General features: G+C 67.3%; 12 protein-coding genes. 4 read left to right on the top strand and 8 right to left on the bottom strand.

Annotated features, from left to right (window positions below; translation table 11 throughout):
* Nucleotides 1-8: 8 nt before the first annotated feature.
* Together RT688_RS08840 and RT688_RS08845 are read left to right on the top strand one after the other, a co-directional pair.
* Nucleotides 9-728, top strand: a complete 720-nt coding sequence (locus tag RT688_RS08840) for an isoprenylcysteine carboxylmethyltransferase family protein (RefSeq protein ID WP_313704499.1) — start codon at nt 9-11, stop codon at nt 726-728.
* 127 nt (nt 729-855) lie between these two features.
* A complete protein-coding gene (locus RT688_RS08845; RefSeq protein WP_313704500.1) occupies nt 856-1,965 on the top strand; it encodes an alpha/beta hydrolase in 1,110 nt (369 codons plus the stop codon).
* A 267-nt stretch (nt 1,966-2,232) separates the two neighbouring features.
* Here the strand turns inward: RT688_RS08845 and RT688_RS08850 are convergent, their stop codons facing one another.
* Nucleotides 2,233-3,699, bottom strand: a complete 1,467-nt coding sequence (locus RT688_RS08850) for an APC family permease (protein WP_313704501.1) — start codon at nt 3,697-3,699, stop codon at nt 2,233-2,235.
* A 172-nt stretch (nt 3,700-3,871) separates the two neighbouring features.
* Here RT688_RS08850 and RT688_RS08855 point away from each other — a divergent pair, with 172 nt between their 5' ends.
* Together RT688_RS08855 and RT688_RS08860 are read left to right on the top strand one after the other, a co-directional pair.
* The gene (locus tag RT688_RS08855; RefSeq protein WP_313704502.1) at nt 3,872-4,342 is read left to right on the top strand and encodes an Rrf2 family transcriptional regulator; all 471 of its coding nucleotides are present in this window, start codon (nt 3,872-3,874) and stop codon (nt 4,340-4,342) included.
* A gap of 115 nt (nt 4,343-4,457) precedes the next feature.
* The gene (locus RT688_RS08860; RefSeq protein ID WP_313704503.1) at nt 4,458-5,651 is read left to right on the top strand and encodes a globin domain-containing protein; all 1,194 of its coding nucleotides are present in this window, start codon (nt 4,458-4,460) and stop codon (nt 5,649-5,651) included.
* A gap of 114 nt (nt 5,652-5,765) precedes the next feature.
* Here RT688_RS08860 and RT688_RS08865 read toward each other — a convergent pair whose 3' ends face one another.
* The 7 genes from RT688_RS08865 to astA all read right to left on the bottom strand — a co-directional run bounded on the left by RT688_RS08865 (nt 5,766) and on the right by astA (nt 18,181).
* Nucleotides 5,766-6,626: a head GIN domain-containing protein gene (locus RT688_RS08865; RefSeq protein ID WP_313704504.1), complete on the bottom strand. Its 861-nt coding sequence runs from the start codon at nt 6,624-6,626 to the stop codon at nt 5,766-5,768.
* Between the two features lie 132 nt (nt 6,627-6,758).
* A complete protein-coding gene (locus tag RT688_RS08870; protein ID WP_313704505.1) occupies nt 6,759-7,877 on the bottom strand; it encodes an NADH:flavin oxidoreductase/NADH oxidase in 1,119 nt (372 codons plus the stop codon).
* A 292-nt stretch (nt 7,878-8,169) separates the two neighbouring features.
* Nucleotides 8,170-9,168, bottom strand: coding sequence for a succinylglutamate desuccinylase (locus RT688_RS08875; RefSeq protein ID WP_313704506.1), 999 nt, complete (start codon nt 9,166-9,168; stop codon nt 8,170-8,172).
* Between the two features lies 1 nt (nt 9,169).
* Nucleotides 9,170-13,879, bottom strand: coding sequence for an NAD-glutamate dehydrogenase domain-containing protein (locus RT688_RS08880; protein ID WP_313704507.1), 4,710 nt, complete (start codon nt 13,877-13,879; stop codon nt 9,170-9,172).
* A gap of 449 nt (nt 13,880-14,328) precedes the next feature.
* On the bottom strand, nt 14,329-15,672 hold the full coding sequence (gene astB, locus RT688_RS08885; protein WP_313704508.1) for an N-succinylarginine dihydrolase: 1,344 nt from the start codon (nt 15,670-15,672) through the stop codon (nt 14,329-14,331).
* Nucleotides 15,673-15,675: 3 nt separating this feature from the next.
* Complete coding sequence (gene astD, locus RT688_RS08890) at nt 15,676-17,157, bottom strand: succinylglutamate-semialdehyde dehydrogenase (protein WP_313704509.1); 1,482 nt, start codon at nt 17,155-17,157, stop codon at nt 15,676-15,678.
* Entirely contained in the window at nt 17,150-18,181 is a 1,032-nt protein-coding gene (gene astA, locus RT688_RS08895; RefSeq protein WP_313704510.1) for an arginine N-succinyltransferase, read from the bottom strand. The genes astD and astA overlap by 8 nt, the downstream gene beginning before the upstream one ends.
* Nucleotides 18,182-18,184 lie beyond the last annotated feature (3 nt).

The following is an 18,184-nucleotide window of genomic DNA, read 5'->3' on the forward strand; positions in this document are numbered from 1 at the left end:
AAACAGGTATGCGTATCGACTTGGGACACTTCTTTTTCCGCTACCGGAACGCGATCGGTCCATTCGCCTTCCTGGCCGCGATCGTCGTCGGCAAGCCGACCTACCCCTTCGGCCGTCCCGACCTCGACCTGGCGCTCGATGTCGCCGGCATGGCCGTCGCCCTGTCGGGCGAGGCGCTCAGGATCCTGACGATCGGCTACGAATACATCGAAAGGGGTGGACGGAACCGGCGCGTGCATGCCAGTACGCTGATCCAGGGCGGCATGTTTGCGCATTGTCGCAACCCTCTCTACGTCGGCAATATCTTGCTGGCGATCGGGATCGCGCTGGTCGTCAATTCCCTCGTATTCTATGTGGCAGTGCTGCCCCTGGTCGCGCTCGCCTATTGTTCCATTGTCGCGGCGGAAGAAGCTTTTCTGCGGGCAAAATTCGGTAACGAGTATGCCGCGTACTGCCAGCGAGTGAACCGTTGGGTTCCACGATGGAAGGGGTGGCGGCAATCCACCGCGAACATGACATTCAACTGGCGCCGCGTCCTCGTCAAGGAGTACAACACGATCTTCGTGGCGACGCTCACCCTGGTCGCCGTGAAGATCTGGGCCGACTACCGGGTGCAAGGCGCGGCGACGCTGCCCCCGCCCACGATCCTGGGCGCTGCCTTCGTGTTCTGGTTGAGCGTCTACGTCGCGGTGCGCTTCCTGAAGAAATCCGAACTGATCACCCCCTGACGGCACGCCGGCACGCGCCGCCGAACCGTTCATCCCATCGATCCGGCAACTGGTCGCCGCCGTATTCAGGCAAGCGCGGCACGGCGTTATGCTGTGCGCTCGGCTGATCCCATTTCACGGAGCCCACATGAAGAACGCATTGCTGCTCTGCCTCGCGCTGGCCGGCCTGGCCGCCCTGTCCGACACGTCGGCCCAGGAAACGCTTGAAGCGAAAAACTACGCACGCGCCCGCGCCGCAATCGAGGACCTGCAACGCATCCCCGCTCCCGACGGCATCCAGGAGTCGTACAAGACAAAGATCGGCGGCATCGACCAGTGGCTCAACGTGCGCGGCCAGGACCGCGGCAATCCCATCATCCTGTTCGTGCACGGCGGCCCGGCGGCCCCGGTGACGCCGACCATGTGGCAGTTCCAGCGCCCGATCGAGGAATACTTCACGGTGGTCAATTGGGACCAGCGCGGCGCCGGCAAGAGCTATGGCGAGACCGATCCCGCGCAAGTGGGCCCGACGATCCGCATCGAGCGCTACGTCGACGACGCCATCGAGGTCGCGGAGCACATCCGCAAGCGCTACGGCAAGCGCAAGCTGGTCCTGATGGGCCACAGCTGGGGCACCATCGTCGGCATGGGCGCCGCCCTGAAGCGCCCCGACCTGTTCCACGCCTATGTCGGCATCGGCCAGGTGATCAGCACCCGCGAGAACGAGCGCATCAGCTACGAATATGCGCTGGCGCAGGCGAAACTGCACAAGAACGAGGAAGCGATGAAGGAGCTGCAGTCGATCGCGCCCTACCCCGGCGACCAACCCATCACGCGCGAGCGCATCATCGTGGCGAGGAAATGGCCGCAGCACTACGGTGGCCTGAGCGCCTACCGCAGCACCTCCACCTATTATTTTGCCGGCCCGCTGCTCTCGCCCGACTACGACGCGGCGCAAGTCAAAGCCATTGACCAGGGCAGCCTGCTCACGCTCGGGCGCCTGTTGCCGGAATTCGTACAGGTCGACTTTTCGCAGGTGAAGACCTTCCCGATCCCGGTCGTGATGTTTCTCGGCCGGCAGGACTACACGACGCCCACGCAGCCCACCGTCGACTGGCTGGCGCAGGTGAAGGCGCCATCGAAGCAAGCGGTGTGGTTCGAGCACTCGGCGCACATGGTGCCGTGGGAGGAACCGGGCAAGACCCTGGTCAGCCTGCTGAATCACGTTCGGCCGCTGGCGCGCGAAGCACAAAAATAATAGCCGTTGCGACCTTGTTCGATCGTAGGGTGAGCACGCCGTACCCACGCGCTACGTGCACATCGTTTCAGGGTTGGCCGAAACCGATCGCCCGCTAATGCCAATCCTGACCCGCATTGCGTCCATCGCATACTGTGCGGGCGACACATTGCCGCATGTGACTGGCGGATACGTACGAAACGCGTGGGCACAGCGTGCCCACCCTACGGGCCGCAATGAAAAACGCCGCTGTGAAAGCGGCGTTCTTGTTCCTGCGCGTGAAGGCGATCAGCCCTTCCGGTTCAGCCGGCTGTGCCGCACGCTGTACAGGAAATAGGTCGCCACCGCGGCCGCCATCCAGATGAAGAACACGCGGTAGGTCGCCAGCGGCAGGTCCTTCATGATGTACAGGCAGGCGGCAATCGACAGGCCCGGGATCACGTAAGGGCCGAAGGGCACCTTGAAGCCGTGCTCGGCGTCCGGGCCCTGCTTGGCGCGGATCACGGGAACGGCGATCGAGACCACGATGAAGGCCGTCAGCGTACCCATGCTGACCATGTCCCACAGGAAGGTGGCGTCGACCAGGCCGGCGATCAGGCCGACCACCAGGCAGACGATCAGGGTGTTCGACACCGGCGAACCGGTGCGTGGATTGACCTGCTGGAAGGTCTTCGGGATCAGGCCGTCGCGGCTGATGGCGTACAGGATGCGCGTCTGGCCGTAGATCGTCACCAGGGTCACCGAGAACACCGAGACCACGGCGCCGGCCGACAGCACCAGCGCCGGCCAGGCCTTGCCGGTGACGTTCTGCAGGATCACCGACAAACCGGCCTGCTGGCCTTCGAACAGGTGGGCCGGCTGGGCGCCCATCGCCGCCATCGCCACCAGCAGGTAGAAGACGGTGACGATGACCAGGGCCGCCAGGATCCCGATCGGCACGTTGCGGCGCGGGTCCTTCACTTCCTCGCCGGCGGTGGCGATGGTGTCCAGGCCGATAAACGAGAAGAACACGGTACCGGCGGCGGCGGTCACGCCGGCCATGCCGGCGAAACCCTTGCTGGTGTCCTGGTTGAAGAAGGGCGTGAAGTTATTCGCGTCGAAACCGGTGAAGGCGATCGCGGCGAAGAAGGCCAGGATCGCCAGCTTGATCACGACCATCACTGCGTTCGTGGTGGCCGACTCCTTGGCGCCGCGCACCAGCAGGATGCAGCACATGGCCACCAGCAGCACCGGCGGCAGGTTGAAGTTCCCGGCGTGCACGCTCAGGTTGCTGTGGTCGGACACGAACATCGGCGAGCGCAGGTGTTCCGGGATCTGCCAGCCGAATGCGTTCTGCAGGAAATTGTTCAGGTAGTCGGACCAGCCGATCGCGACCGCGCTGCCGGCCAGCCCGTATTCGAGCAGCAGGCAGGCCGCGACGATGAAGGCGGCGAATTCGCCGACGGTGGCGTAGGCAAAGGAGTAGGAGGAACCGGAAGCCGGCACGCGCCCGGCCAGCTCGGCATAGCAGAGCGCGGTCAGGCCGGCGGTGAGCGCGGCGATCAGGAACGACAGGATCACGGCGGGGCCGGCCTTCGGCACCGCTTCGACCATCGTGAAGAAGATGCCGGTGCCGACGGTGGCGCCGACGCCGATCATCGTCAGCGGAAACAGGCCCAGCGAGCGCGTCAGGGTGCCGCCGTGGGCATGGCTGTCGTCGTGCGCGCGTTCAGCCGATTTGGTACGAAACAGCTTCTGGCCCAGTGTCAGATTCACGAAGTGTCCTTTGGTCGTGCAAATTTGAAAAATGGCTGAGCACAGAAAGACAGCCAAAGTTCGCGATTATAGGGCCGTTCTGCTGTCCTTGAGAAAATAGTTTTCTCAAAATATGCATCACAAATGCTTATTTGTGCGCTAGAATATTTCCGTTACTCACAGAACATATCCGATGCGCCTGACCCGCTTTTCCGACATCGGCCTGCGCGTGCTGATCTACCTCGAGCGCGCCGGCGAACGACCGCACCCGGTGACGGTCGCGGAGATCGCCACGCAGTTCGATCTGCCGCTGAATCACCTGGTGAAGGTGGTCGGCCACCTGGCCAGGGCCGGCTGGGTCCGTGCAACGCGCGGACGCAACGGCGGCCTGCGCCTGGCCGCGGACCCGCAGGTGCTGACCGTCGGCCAGGTCTTGCGCGAGCTCGAAGGCGACGACGAGCTGGTCGACTGCGAGGGCACGAAATGCGCCCTGAGCCTGGATTGCCAATTGCGCGGCGTGCTGCGCGCCGGCATGCGTGCCTTCTACGCCGAGATGGACCGCTACACGCTGGCCCGTATCACCGAAGGCAGTACAGGCGAGCAGATCGTGCGCATGCACAAGATGTTCTGGAGTGGCCCAGGAAACCAGCCTTTGCCGTTGTAGGGTGGGGACTTGTCCCCACGCGGTACGGCACATGCATGTCGACCCGCTTGCACAATGCAGGCGTTTTTTTGAACTTTAAAGTTGCATTTGAAATGCAAGAACTGAGGAATACACGATGATCTCCGCCGCTTCCCGTCCCTACATCGATGCCAGCGTCCCCGTCCTGCGCGAACACGGTCTCGCCATCACCACCCTCTTCTACAAGAACATGCTGGGCGAGCATCCGGAGCTGACACGCCTGTTCAACATGGGCAACCAGGCGCGCGGCGCGCAGCAACAGTCGCTGGCCTCGGCGGTGTTCGCCTACGCGGCGAACATCGGGACGCCGGAAGCGCTGGGGCCGGTGGTCAAGCGCATCGTGCACAAGCACGTCTCGGTCGGCATCCGCGCCGAGCACTACCCGATCGTCGGCCGGCACCTGCTGGCGGCCATTTCCGCCACCCTGGGCGAAGCCGCAACGAAGCCGCTGATCGACGCCTGGGCCGAAGCTTACAACTCGCTGGCGAACCTCCTGATTTCGGCCGAAGCCGAGATGTACAGCACCGCCGGCGTGGAGCCGGGCGAGACCCGTCCGATGCGCGTGACGGAAGTCAAACGCGAGAGCGACAACGTGCTGTCGATCCGCTTCGTCCCGGCGGACGAGAAACCCCTGCCGCCGTTCCAAGCCGGCCAGTACGTCAGCGTCGCCGTCGACCTGCCGGGCGGGCGCCACCAGCTGCGCCAGTACAGCCTGTCCGACGCCGCGGGCAAGGACAGCCTGCGCATCTCGGTCAAGCGCGAAGACGCGCAGGACGCGACGCCGGCCGGCGAAGTCTCGAACTGGATCCACGCCAATGTGCAGCCGGGCAGCGTGCTGCAGGTGACCCACCCGTTCGGCGAGTTCACGCCCGATACCGAATCCGACGCGCCCATCGTGCTGCTGTCGGCCGGCGTCGGCATCACGCCGATGGTCTCGGCACTGAACCGGATCGCGCTGGTCAACCCGCAGCGCCGGGTGATCTTCGCCCACGCCGCGCGCGACGCGCGCCACCATGCGCTGCAAAGCGACGTCGCCGCCGCCCAGGCCGCGATGCCGAACCTGCACGTGGCCACGTTCTACGAAGAGGTCAATGGCGAAGCCGGCGTGCTGGCCGGCCGCATGGACGTGACGCGCCTGCCAAGCTGGGATCGCGAGGCGGCCGATGTGTGGATCTGCGGCCCGCTGAAGTTCATGCAGGCGCAGTGGCTGGCGCTGCTGGACGCCGGCGTGCCTCCGGCGCGCCTGCACCGCGAGGTGTTCGGGCCGGAGTTGCTGGATCACCTGCTGTAAGACGTAGGGTGGGCGGCTGGGCCGCCCACGCGGGGATGGTTGGCGGTGTCGTCATCCTGCGAAACCATCTCGCCGATAACGATCACCGCGTGGGCGGGACATGTCCCGCCCACCCTACAACACCTGCACGGTGCGGCCGCTGATGTTGCGCTGGGCCGGCTGGCCATAGACGCGGATCGGGCCGGAGCCGCTGGCTTGGGCGAACACCGACTGGCGCACGGTGGCCGAGATGCCGCCCGAGCCGCTGGTCGACAACTCTCCCTTCTCGCTGCTCAGGTTCGTCATGTCGACGCTGCCCGAGCCGCTCACGCTCGCATTCAGGCGCTGCACCGCGCCGCTGGCCTGGACCAGGCCCGAGCCGCTGACGTTGGCGCGCGCGTATTCGCCGCGCACCTCGCCGACGACCAGGCGGCCGGAGCCGCTCACGGCCAGCTTGGCGCTGCCGGCGCGCAGTTCGCCCGCATCGATCTTGCCGGAGCCCGATACCCGCGCATCGAGCTCGGCGACTTCGCCGTACAGGCGGGTCACGCCCGAGCCGCCCTGGCGCACGTCGAGCGGATCGCCCTTCAGGTCGCGCACCGTCACGTGGCCCGAGCCGCCGGCATTCAGTTCGGTCAGGCGCGGCACGGTGTAGGTCACCTTCAGGGGCGTGCTGCTGCGCAGGCGGCCTTCGGTGCCGATGTGCAGGGTCGAGCCGCGGGTCTCGGTCTGCACCAGGTGCACCAGGTTGCTGTCGCCCTCCACCACCAGCGACGGCGCCGCGCCGACGCGCACCTCGACGATCATCGAACCGCCGACGTCCAGCCCGGTCAGCGCCGCCACCCGGCGCACGTCGCGCGTGGCCACGCCGTCGCCCTCGACCGTCTTGCTGCTGCTGAACGGCGTGTGGACCGCATACTCGCCGCCCGGAGGCGCGGCGACGATGATGCAGCCGCTGAGGGTGGCGGCAACGGCGAGAGCGAGGAGAGTGCGCATGGTGTGAACCTTTTCTTGTCGTGGTTGGGCGCCGCGGCGCCGATGTTGCCACTTTAGAATCCGGCGCCCCCGCTGTCGCCCTCCTTGCGACGGATTGCGTTTTTTACGGGCTGAAGCGTAAAAAAGTGAGCCTTAGCGCTGGCCGAGCCGGGTGTCGCCGAACAAGGCCTTGTACTGGTGCGGCTGCGAGCGCCAGTACTGCGGCGGGGCCGCCACCTGGGCGCCCAGCTCGGCGGCCGCATGCCAGGGCCAGCGTGGGTCATAGAGCATCGCCCGCGCCAGCGCCACCATGTCGGCCTGGCCCGATTGCAGGATGTGCTCGGCCTGGGCCGGCTCGGTGATCAGGCCCACGCCGATGGTCGGCATCGTCGTCTCGCGCTTGATCCGCTCGGCAAACGCGATCTGGTAGCCGGCGCCGACCGGGATCTTCTGCTGCGGCGACAGGCCGCCGCTCGACACGTGGATGAAGTGGCAACCGCGCGATTCCAGCTCCCTGGCGAAGACGACGCTGCTCTCCAGGTCCCAGCCGCCCTCGACCCAGTCGCTGGCCGAGATGCGCATTCCGAGCGCCATGGTCTCCGGTATCGCCGCGCGCACCGCCTCGAACACCTCCAACGGGAAGCGCATGCGGTTCTCCAGCGAACCGCCATACGCGTCGTCGCGCCGGTTCGACAGCGGCGACAGGAATTCGTGCAGCAGGTAGCCGTGGGCGCCGTGCAGCTCGATCGCATCCAGGCCCAGGGCGTGGGCGCGGCGCGCGGCGTCCACGAAACCGTCCTTCACGCGTTGCAGGCCCTCGGCATCGAGCGCCAGCGGCACCGTTTCGCCTTCGGCGTGCGGCACGGCCGACGGCGCCACCGTCTGCCAGCCGCGCGGTTCGTCGGGCTTGATGTTGGCCCCGCCCAGCCAGGGCGCGGCGCTCGACGCCTTGCGCCCGGCGTGCGCCAGCTGGATCGCGATCCTGATCGGCGAATGACGGCGCATCGCGGCGACGATCGGCCGCAGCGCTTCGGCATGCGCGTCGGACCACAGGCCCAGGTCGTCGGGCGAGATGCGGCCCTCGGGCACGACGGCGGTGGCCTCGATGATCAGCAGGGCCGCACCGGACAGCGCCAGGTGGCCGAGGTGGATCATGTGCCAATCGGTGGCCAGGCCCTGGTCGGCCGAGTACTGGCACATCGGGGCGATGGCAATGCGATTGGGCAGCTCGAGCGGCCCGAGTTTATAAGGGGAAAACAGTGCGCTGCGCATGAAGGGCTCCGGAACTTGTGCAAAGGACAAAGTCTAGCGAAGGTCCAGCAATTGTGCAGACGCAAGAGTATGGCGGGGTGTAGGGTGGGTTCTTGAACCCACCGGTGCGGCGCATGCATCATTCGGGCGCCACACGAAGGCACCTAGCGCTCGGCCATGGTTCGTTCGAGGTCGCGTGTGCTCGTCAGGTGAGACTGCGTGGGCTCGAGAGCCCACCCTACGCCCGCTTCACCGCCGCGGGTATAAAAAAAGCCGCGATCTCTCGCGGCTTTCGTATTACAAAACTACACCATCAACTCACGCGCACCACCATCAACCCGGCGCGCAGGCCCACCCGCACGTCGGGATTCGGGAACACCACCATCTCCTCGTCGTGAAAAACGGTATACACCGTTTCCCCGTCGGTGGCGATGACCTCGCCGCGCTTGAGCGAAGCGAAGTTCGGGGTCTCCTTGCTGAAGCCCATCGTGAAGGCGTCCGACAGCTTGACCACTTCCTGCGCCACCTTGAACACGTGCGGCGCAGCCTTGGCCGGCGGCGCCTCGGCGCCGCGCAGCAGCGCATCGAGCGCCTGCGCGGCGTCGGCGAACTGGGCGAGATTGTTCTTGCCCAGCGTGCCCACGCGCCCCAGCTCCACCGTGCTGCCGGCGGCGCCGTGGTGCTCGCTCGAATAGTAGCTGTAGGTGCCGGCCGACTTCGGGTTCATGATGATGGCGCCAATCGCCGCCTGCCCCAGCCAGCCGATCAGGGCCGACTTGCGCTCCTGCGCGATCAGCTCCGGCACGATCGCGAACATCGGATAGTGCGAGGCGCGGATCGCGGTGTGCAGGTCGAGGTGCCAGCGCAGCGGACCGGCGCCTTCGAAGAAGGCGTCGGTCGCCGCGATGATCTCGTCCGCACGCGCGCTTTCCGCGGTGCCGGCCAGCGCGCCGCGGTCGGCCTTGAACATGCGGTTCAGGTCGGCGTCGATGAAACGCTTGCCGGCGGCGATGGCGTCGATGTTGCCGACGCAGAGCATCAGGTCCACCGCCAGGGCCGCCGGCTGGCGCGACAGCGCCTCGATCACGTGCGCGACCATTTCGATCGGCCCGGTCTCGTCGCCGTGCACGCCGACCGACAGCAGCACCGCCGGACGGGAAGCGCCGGCGGCCTTCACCGTCATGACACCCCTTGCGGGGAGCATGACCGTGAAACCGGCCTCGCTGAAACGCTGCGCCACGAGGCCGAAATCGGCCTCGGCCAGCGCGCGCACCGCTTCAGGCACCACGGGTGGTTGGGCGGGCGCGCTCATCTCAGGCAGCCAGGCGCTCGGGGTTCGAGCCTTCCGACAGCGCCCAGACGTCCAGCATGGCCTGTTCGAGCTCAAGGGCCTGGGTGTAGCCGGTCAGGCCCATTTCCGCGGTCACCGTGTCGACGGCCGCCAGCGCATCGCCGCTGCCGGCACGCTCGATCACCTTCAGCAGCAGGCGCTGCTGGGTGCGGCGCAGTGCCTGCATCGCGTAGTTGCGCAGCTGTTCCTGCGACTTGCTGGTGGCGGGCAGCTTCAGGCCGCGCTCGAGCGTGTCGATGCCGGCGCGCTCGCGCAGCGCCATGCCGACCTGCAGGAACTGGGCCAGCGTCATGCCGGCCGGGCGCTGCACCGAGACCGCCGCGAACAGGAAGGTGGCCAGCGACTCGATGGCCTCGACCGCCTTCCAGGCGCCGACGAAGTTCTTGCTCAGGCCGGCGTAACCGTCGGCTTCCGACTTCGACGGCATCAGCTGGCGCAGCTGGTCGCCGTCGGCGAACAGCGAGGACAGTTCGGTCATGCCGTCGGCGCCCTGCGGCAGCGACAGCACGCCTTCCATCACGGCGCGCAGCAGCGCACGGGTGCGGGCGTCGACCGCGATCGACACTTCACGCGGCACGTTCAGCGCATCGGCGTCGAGCGCATCGAACACCGGCGCCAGCTGCAGCGCCGACCAGCCGCGGCCCCAGGCCTTGACCACTTCGGTCTCGTCGACACGGTGCTCGGCGGCCAGGTCGCGCAGCATCAGCGGACCGCAGCGGTTGACGGCCTCGTTGGCCAGCACGGTCGCCAGGATGGCGTTGGCCAGCGGGTGATCCAGCGGATCGCGGGTAGCGACCAGTTGCGCCGGGAAGTAAGGACGCAGCACGGTCGCGGCCCATGGCTCGTCGACCAGCGGCAGCGCGGCCAGGGTGCGCTTGAAGCGGTTCTTCACGTTGGCGATGACGACCGCCAGTTCCGGGGCGGTCAGGCCCTGGCCCAGTGCCTTGCGGCGCTGCAGTTCGGCGTCGCTCGGCAGTTGCTCCAGCTCGCGCGAGACGGCGCCTTCCGCTTCCAGGTTCGCGATCAGGGCGGCGTAGGCATCGACGATCGAGGCATTGCCTTGGGCCTGGGCTTCGCGGGTCAGCAGGCGGGTCTGCTGGGTGTTGTCGCGCAGGACCAGCTTCTCGACGTCGCCGGTCATCTCGAACAGGATGCGGTTGCGGTCGGCTTCAGGCAGCTTGCCGGCGCTGACTTCGGTGTCCAGCCAGATCTTGATGTTGACTTCGTGGTCCGAGCAGTCCACGCCGGCCGAGTTGTCGATCGCATCGGTGAAGATGCGGCCGCCGTTCAGCGCGAACTCGATACGGCCGGCCTGGGTCGCGCCCAGGTTGCCGCCCTCGCCCACCACCTTGCAGCGCATCTCGCCGCCGTTGACGCGGATGCGGTCGTTGGCGCGGTCCTTCACCTGGGCATGGGTCTCGTGCGAGGCCTTGATGTAGGTGCCGATGCCGCCGTTGTAGAACAGGTCGACCGGGGCCAGCAGGATGCGGTGCATCAGTTCTTCCGGCGCCAGCGAGGTTTCCTCGATGCCCAGCACTTCACGCACCTGCGGGGTCAGGTCGATCGAGCGGGCGCTGCGCGGGAACACGCCGCCGCCCTGCGAGATCAGCGACTTGTCGTAGTCTTCCCACGACGAGCGCGGCAGCGCGAACATGCGCTGGCGTTCCTTGAACGAGACTTCGACGTCCGGGGTCGGATCCAGGAAGATGTGGCGGTGGTCGAACGCGGCCACCAGCTTCAGCTGGCGCGACAGCAGCACGCCGTTGCCGAACACGTCGCCCGACATGTCGCCCACGCCGACCATGGTGATCGGGGTGGTGGTCATGTCGTGGCCCAGTTCGTAGAAGTGGCGCTTGACGGCCTCGAAGGCGCCCTTCGCGGTGATGCCCATCTTCTTGTGGTCGTAGCCGTTCGAGCCGCCCGAGGCAAAGGCGTCGCCCAGCCAGAAGCCGCGCTGCACGGCGATGCTGTTGGCGATGTCGGAGAAGGTCGCGGTGCCCTTGTCGGCGGCGACCACCAGGTAAGGATCGTCCTGGTCATGGCGCACGGTGCGCTCCGGCGGCACGATCGCGCCCTGCACGCGGTTGTCGGTCACTTCCAGCAGGCTCGAGATGAACATGCGGTAGCAGGCTTCGCCCTCGGCCGCCATGACGTCGCGCGGCGCATCCTTCGGCATCTGCTTGCAGACGAAACCGCCCTTCGAGCCGGCCGGCACGATGACGGCGTTCTTGACCATCTGCGCCTTCACCAGGCCCAGCACTTCGGTGCGGTAGTCTTCCATGCGGTCCGACCAGCGCAGGCCGCCGCGGGCGACCGGGCCGCCGCGCAGGTGCACGCCTTCGAAGCGGCGCGAGAACACGTAGATCTCGCGGTACGGACGCGGCTCCGGCGCCAGCGCCAGGTTGCTGGTGTCGACCTTGAAGATCATCTTCTCGCCGCTGTTCTGGAAGTAGTTGGTGCGCACGGTGGCCAGGGCCAGGTCGACCAGGGCCGCCATGATTTCCTCGGTGTCGGCGTGGTTCACGCTCGACAGGCCGGCCTTCAGCGCGGCCAGCTTGGCATTGCCGGCGGCGTGCTCGGACTCGCCCAGCGCCGGATCGAAGCGCTGGACGAAGCCGGTGACGAATTCCTTGACCAGGGCCGGCTGGGTGCGCAGCGTCTCGGCCATGTAGCGCACCGAGAACTTCGAGCCCAGCTGGCGCCAGTAGCTGATGTAGCCGCGCACCAGCTGCACTTCGCGCATCGACAGGCCGCCCTCGACGGTCAGGCCGTTCATGCGGCCGTCTTCGGCTTCGTCGTTGAACAGGGCGGCGAACAGCTCTTCGGCGACCTGCGCGATGCCCGGCTTGACCAGCTTGTCGCCGCTCTCGTCGTCCACCGCCAGCGCGGTGACGTGGTGGCGTACGCCGTCGGCGGTCGTGATCGCCCAGGTCTGCTCGCGGTCGACCGCGATGCCGGCGTTCTGCAGGGCCGGCAGGATGCGCGACAGCGACGGCACGTTCTCGCCCGAGTACAGGCGGATCGAGGCGTCGCGCGCGGCGTTGCCGTCACCGCTGCCCGGCTCGATGCGCACGGCGACGCGCTCGTGCTGGCCGATGTTCAGCATGGCCTGCAGGTCGCGGAAGGCGACTTCCGGCGCGGTCGCGGTCACGAACGAGACCGGCAGGTTGGCGCCGAGCTTGCGCAGGGCGCTGCGCTGGGCGTGCTCTTCGACGCCGTTGGTCATGGCGGCGAAGCGGTCGTGCCAGCCGTCCAGTACGGCCAGCAGCGGCTGCTGGATGTCGGTTTCGAGGTCGAGCGGATTGCGGGCGGCGTGGGCGATCAGGTAGACGCGGGCCAGCGGACCGTCGGCGACCAGGGTCTGCACGCGCACGTCGTGCGCGCCCGAGCTGTCCTTCAGGGCCTGGGCCAGCGAGGCGGCCATCGCTGCGCTGTAGCGCTCGCGCGGCAGGTAGACCAGCGCGTTCAGGTGGCGGCCGTAGACGTCGCGGCGGGCGAAGACTTTCGGGCGCGGCTGCTTGTACAGCGACACGACCGAGCTGCACACCTGCGCCAGCCATTCCGGATCGGCTTCCAGCGCTTCGGTGCGCGGCAGCGATTCGAGGATTTCCAGGAACTTCTCGGCGCGGAAGCCTTCCTGGCGCACGCCGGCCAGGCTCAGCACCTTGGCGACGCGGCCGCGCGCGAACGGCAGGCGCGCCAGCGGGGTCGAGGTGGCGGCGCGGGTGAACAGGCCGACGAAGCAGTGCTCGCCGAGGATGTTGCCTTGCGCATCGGTGTTGCGCACGCCGATGAAGTCGAGCGGCTGGTCGCGGTGCAGGGTGCCCTCGACGTCGGCTTTCACGATCGACAGGGTCTCGGCGCGGGCCGACAGGGTTTTCAGTTCGCCCGGGATGTTGGCCAGGCAGGTGCCGTAGACCGGGTGCGCGGTGTCCTTCAGCACGCCGATGCGGCTCGGGATGTCGCGCGCCAGTTCGTCCTGGCCCGGCTGCACCACGTAATAGGCGTAGCCGAAGGGCTCGAAGCCTTCGTTCTTGGCCCATTCGAGGAAGGCGGCCACTTCCTGGCCGGCCGGGGTGCCGGCGGCGGCTGCTGCCGCGGCCACTTCGGTCATGCGGTCGCCCATGGCGACGGCATCGCGGTGCACGACGGCGGCGTCGCTGGCGACCATGCGGATGCGCGCGGTCAGCTTGTCGAGTTCCTCGAAGGCCAGTTCGTCGTTCAACAGCACCAGCACGTAGGATTCCAGCGGCGCGCCGGCGGTGCCGACGTTGACCACCTGGCCCGATGCGTCGCGCTCGACCGGCAGCACGGCGTTCATCACGCCGGCGGCCAGGACGCGTTCCTTGCGCAGGGCCATGACGAACGAGTCCACCAGGTAGGGCATGTCGTCGTTCAGGATCAGCAGGGCGGTCGCGATGCCGCCGCGGGTGTCGGTGTAGCGCATCTGCGCGATCTGGCAACCCTGCCCGGCGCGCTTGGCGGCCTGGGTGAAGCCGTCCCACAGGACGGGGGCCAGGGCTTCCGGCGTGGTGCCGGCCAGGTCCTCTTCGTCGAGCGACCCGAGCCAGGCGCTGATCAGCGCGGTTACCGGTGCGGTCGCGCCCGCGGCCGGCTGGTTCGTGACCAGCGAGAGGGTCTGGGTGCGCAAATCTTGCGTCATGTCGTTCATTCTGCTTTCTCCAAAGCTTTAGTGTTGTCGCCGTTGCGCGCTACGGCTTGTGGCTCCGCGCGCCCCGGCGTTTGGTGGACAGGGTTGTCCCGTCCAGGTCCTCGGCTTCCTTGTCCCGGAAGCGTGTAACTCGTTATCGTTGCGACGGCGATGCGTCGTGCGCCGCCGTCGGTCCTTTGCTGCTTGCTGCCTGCGGCGCTGCGCGCCGCTGTATCTCTTCTCTACCGCCGTAGCGCGTGGGTTCGAGAACCCACCCTACGGTGCTGTACCTCTTCTCTGCCGCCGTACCGCGTGGACTCGGGAGCCTGCGCGGCCCGGTCCACCCTACAACAGCAGCGCACCGTAGGGTGGACACCTGTGTCCACGCGGTCTCACCGGTTGATCATCCAACATCACAACCGTAGGGTGGGTTCTTGAACCCACCGTTCCACCGGCCGATCATCCTGAAATCAACCGAAGTCGTACAACCCCGGCAAACCGAGAATCCGCTCCAGCGCCTCCAGCGCCGCATGGCACTCGATCGCCAGCTGCGGGTCCATCAAATCCTTCGGCTCGACCCGGTCGCGGTAATGCTTCTCGACCCACGCGACCAGCTGCGCATACAGCGTCTCGGTCATGATCACGCCGCCGTGCATGGCACCCGCCTGCTCGTCGGTCAGCGCCACGCGCAGGCGCAGGCAGGCCGGGCCGCCGCCGTTGCGCATGCTCTGGCGCAGGTCGAACTCGATCAGTTCGTCGATCGGACCGCCGCCCGCCACCAGGCCGGACAGGTAGCGCGCCACCGCCTCGTTCTCGCGGCACTCGTGCGGCACGACGAGCGCCATCTTGCCGTCCGGCTTGGACAGCAGCTGGCTGTTGAACAGGTAGCTGGCCACGGCGTCGGTCACCGGGACCTGGCCGCCATCGACCCGCACCGGCACGAACTCGAAGCCGACGCCGGCGCTTGCCCTGCGCAGCGCTTCGATGGTCGCCGCTTCGTCGGCAAAGGCCTGCTCGTGGTAGAACAGCACGTTGCCGTTGCCGACCGCGATCACGTCGTTGTGGAACACGCCCTGATCGATCACGTCCGGATTCTGCGACGCGAACACGGTGCGCACCGGATCGAGACCGTGCAGGCGCGCGACCGCCTGCGAAGCTTCCAAGGTCTGGCGCGCCGGGTATTTTTTAGGGGCCGGGGCCGACGGATCGAACTCGACGCGGCCGTAGACGAAGAACTCGACACCCGGCGCGCCATGGTCGGCGGCAAAGCGGGTGTGGTTCGCGGCGCCTTCGTCGCCAAAGGCCGGGGTCGCGGGCAGCGTGTCGTGCACCACGAAATGGTCGTGGTCGGCGAAGATCGCGCGCAGCGTGCGCGTGGCCTGCACGTGCTCTTCCGAGCGGTGCAGCTTGTTGTTCAGGTTGGCGGCGGTGAAGTGCACGCGGCCGTCGCGGGTGTCGGCCGATGGGCTGACGGTCGCGGCGTTGGCGGTCCACATCGGCGCGGCCGACCAGGCGCAGGACAGGATCACCGGCGCCTCGCGCCAGGCCTGCGCCAGCACGTCGGCATCCGTCCCCGAGAAGCCCAGGCTGCGCAGCAGGCGGAAGTTCGGACGCGCCTGCGGCGGCATCACGGCCTGGGCGAAGCCGCGCGCGGCCAGCGCGCGCATCTTGGCCAGGCCCTGCAGGGCGGCCTGGCGCGGGTTCGAGGCGCTGCGCACGTTGCTGAACGAGGCCACGTTGCCGAACGAGAGGCCGGCATAGTTGTGCGACGGGCCGACCAGGCCGTCGAAGTTGTATTCGCGAGCGTTACGCATGAATTAAAAGCTCAGTCCCGGCGACAGCTTGGCCGGCATTTCAAGTTCGGAAGTCTCGATCGAGGCCACCGGGTAAGCGCAGTAGTCGGCCGCATAATACGCGCTCGGACGGTGGTTGCCCGACTTGCCGACGCCGCCGAACGGCGCCGAGCTGGCCGCGCCCGTGGTCGGGCGGTTCCAGTTGACGATGCCGGCGCGTGCGCGCACCGCGAAGCGCTTCCACAGTTCTTCCGACGGCGACAAGAGCGCCGCGGCCAGGCCGAATTCGGTGGCGTTGGCAACCTTCAGCGCGCTGTCGAAATCTTTTACGCGCACGACCTGCAGCAGCGGGCCGAACCACTCTTCGTCCGGGATGCCCTGGGCGTTGGTGACGTCGACGATGCCGGCGGTGACGAAACCGGCATTCGGGTCGAGCTGGCGCATCTGCAGCAATACCTTGCCGCCCTTCTGTTCCATCTCGGCCTGGGCCTGCACCAGGCGCGCGGCGACCGCGGCGGATACGACCGGCCCCATGAACGGCTGAGGGTCGGCGTTCGACGGGCCAACCTGCAATTTCGACGCGACCTCGACCAGGCGATCGATGAAGGCTTGCCCTTCCGGCGTATCCTGCACCACCAGGCGGCGCGCGCAGGTGCAGCGCTGGCCGGCCGAGATAAACGCCGACATCACGGCGTGGTGGACGGCGGCGTCGACATCCTTAGGGTTGTCACTGAGATCCCACACCACGAGCGGATTGTTGCCGCCCATTTCCAGCGCCAGCATCTTGCCCGGCTGGCCCCCGAACTGTTTATGCAGGGCGGCGCCGGTCTGGCTGCTGCCGGTGAACAGCACGCCGTCGATCAGGGGATTCGCGCCCAGCGCGATGCCGGTGTTGCGGCCGCCGTTCACCAGGTTCAGCACGCCCTTCGGCAGGCCGGCCTTTTCCCACAGCTGCACGGTCTTCACGGCGGTGCGCGGCGCGTACTCGCTCGGCTTGAACACGACCGTGTTCCCGGCGATCAGGGCCGGCACGATGTGGCCATTCGGCAGGTGGCCCGGGAAGTTATAGGGGCCGTAGACGGCGAACACGCCGTGCGGGCGGTGGCGCAGCACGGCGTTGCCGTCGGCAACCTTGGCGTTGCTTTCGCCGGTGCGCGCGCCATAGGACTGGACCGAGATGTCGATCTTGTTGGCCATGGTCGCCACTTCCGTGCGCGCTTCCCACAAAGGTTTACCGACTTCCTCGGCGATAGTCGCCGCCAGCTCCTCGGCGTGTTCCTTCAGCAGGTCGCGAAAGCGCGTGCAGACGGCGATGCGCTCGTCGAGCGGGCGCAAGGCCCAGTCCTCGAAGGTGTCGCGGGCGGCCTGGGCGGCGCGCGCCACGTCCTCTTCGGTCGATTCGTTGCTGGTCCAGGTCTGGCGGCCGGTGGACGGATCGATCGTGACCAGTTCCGCGCCGCTGCCGGCGAGCCATTCGCCGTTGATGTAGTTCGACAGGTTAGCCATTGTTCTTCCTTACGTTGAGTGACAGCGTGCGCACCGTGTCGCCCGCCTGGCAATGCAGCAGCGCCAGCTCCTGCGCCGACAACGCGACCTGCGCGCCCTCGATCGTGGTCTGGGCCAGCACCATCCGGAAATCGTGCAGCTTCGTGTTCGACACCAGCAGGCATTCGGTCTCGCCTTCCGGGCGCCCTTCGGCGGCCACGCGCAGCACGCTGTCGCGCACCGAGCGCAGGTCGGACACGCGGCCCTGCAGCACCGGGCCGGCGTCGAAAATGTCGACGTAGCCGTCGTAGTGCATGCCTTCCTGCTCCAGCAGCTTGCGTGCGGGGAGCGTGGAGCGGTGCACCTGGCCGATGACCTCGCGCGCGGACTGCGGCAGGTAGTCCACGTACAGCGGCTGGCGCGGCATCAGCTCGGCGATGAAGGATTTCTTGCCCATCGCGGTCAGGCCGTCGACGTGGTTGAAGTCCATCTTGAAGAAGTGGCGGCCCAGGCCTTCGTAGAAGGGGCTGGTGCCGTCCTCCAGCAGGTAGCCGCGCATCTCGGCGATGATCTTCTCGGTGAACAGCTGCTGGAACTGGGCGATGAACAGGAAGCGGCTTTTCGAGAGCCACTTGCCGTTGTAGCCGGCCCGGTAGTCCGGCTGCAGGAACAGCGAGCACAGCTCGGTCGAACCGGTCAGGTCGTTCGACAGGTACAGGGTCTCCATGCGCGTGAACACGTTCAGTTCGCGGCTGGAGTGCACCAGGGTGCCGATGCGGTAGTTATAGAAGGGCTCGGTCAGGCCGACCGCGCCCTTGATCGCGCACACGCCGGCCAGGCGGCCATTGGTCGTGTCCTCGAGCGCGAACATGTAGTCGCGCTCGTGCGGCGGGATCGTTTCGGCGAACGAGGCGACGGCGCATTCGACGCGGTCGCCCAGCATCTTGCGGTCGGGTTTCAGGGTGGTCATGCCGCCGCCGACCTGGGTAGCCAGGTCGATCAGGGCGTCGAGGTCCGATGCAACGATGGAACGGATGACGAGCATGGT

Source organism: Massilia sp. (genome assembly GCF_032106685.1).
Lineage (GTDB): Bacteria > Pseudomonadota > Gammaproteobacteria > Burkholderiales > Burkholderiaceae_D > Telluria.

Bases quoted from the DNA above. Each gene is read 5' to 3' on its own strand.
- RT688_RS08875 (WP_313704506.1), bottom strand. From the start codon at position 9,168: ATGAGCGCGCCCGCCCAACCACCCGTGGTGCCTGAAGCGGTGCGCGCG.
- RT688_RS08870 (WP_313704505.1), bottom strand. From the start codon at position 7,877: ATGCGCAGCGCACTGTTTTCCCCTTATAAACTCGGGCCGCTCGAGCTG.
- RT688_RS08865 (WP_313704504.1), bottom strand. From the start codon at position 6,626: ATGCGCACTCTCCTCGCTCTCGCCGTTGCCGCCACCCTCAGCGGCTGC.
- RT688_RS08840 (WP_313704499.1), top strand. From the start codon at position 9: ATGCGTATCGACTTGGGACACTTCTTTTTCCGCTACCGGAACGCGATC.
- RT688_RS08860 (WP_313704503.1), top strand. From the start codon at position 4,458: ATGATCTCCGCCGCTTCCCGTCCCTACATCGATGCCAGCGTCCCCGTC.
- RT688_RS08845 (WP_313704500.1), top strand. From the start codon at position 856: ATGAAGAACGCATTGCTGCTCTGCCTCGCGCTGGCCGGCCTGGCCGCC.
- astB (WP_313704508.1), bottom strand. From the start codon at position 15,672: ATGCGTAACGCTCGCGAATACAACTTCGACGGCCTGGTCGGCCCGTCG.
- astA (WP_313704510.1), bottom strand. From the start codon at position 18,181: ATGCTCGTCATCCGTTCCATCGTTGCATCGGACCTCGACGCCCTGATC.
- astD (WP_313704509.1), bottom strand. From the start codon at position 17,157: ATGGCTAACCTGTCGAACTACATCAACGGCGAATGGCTCGCCGGCAGC.
- RT688_RS08855 (WP_313704502.1), top strand. From the start codon at position 3,872: ATGCGCCTGACCCGCTTTTCCGACATCGGCCTGCGCGTGCTGATCTAC.
- RT688_RS08880 (WP_313704507.1), bottom strand. From the start codon at position 13,879: ATGAACGACATGACGCAAGATTTGCGCACCCAGACCCTCTCGCTGGTC.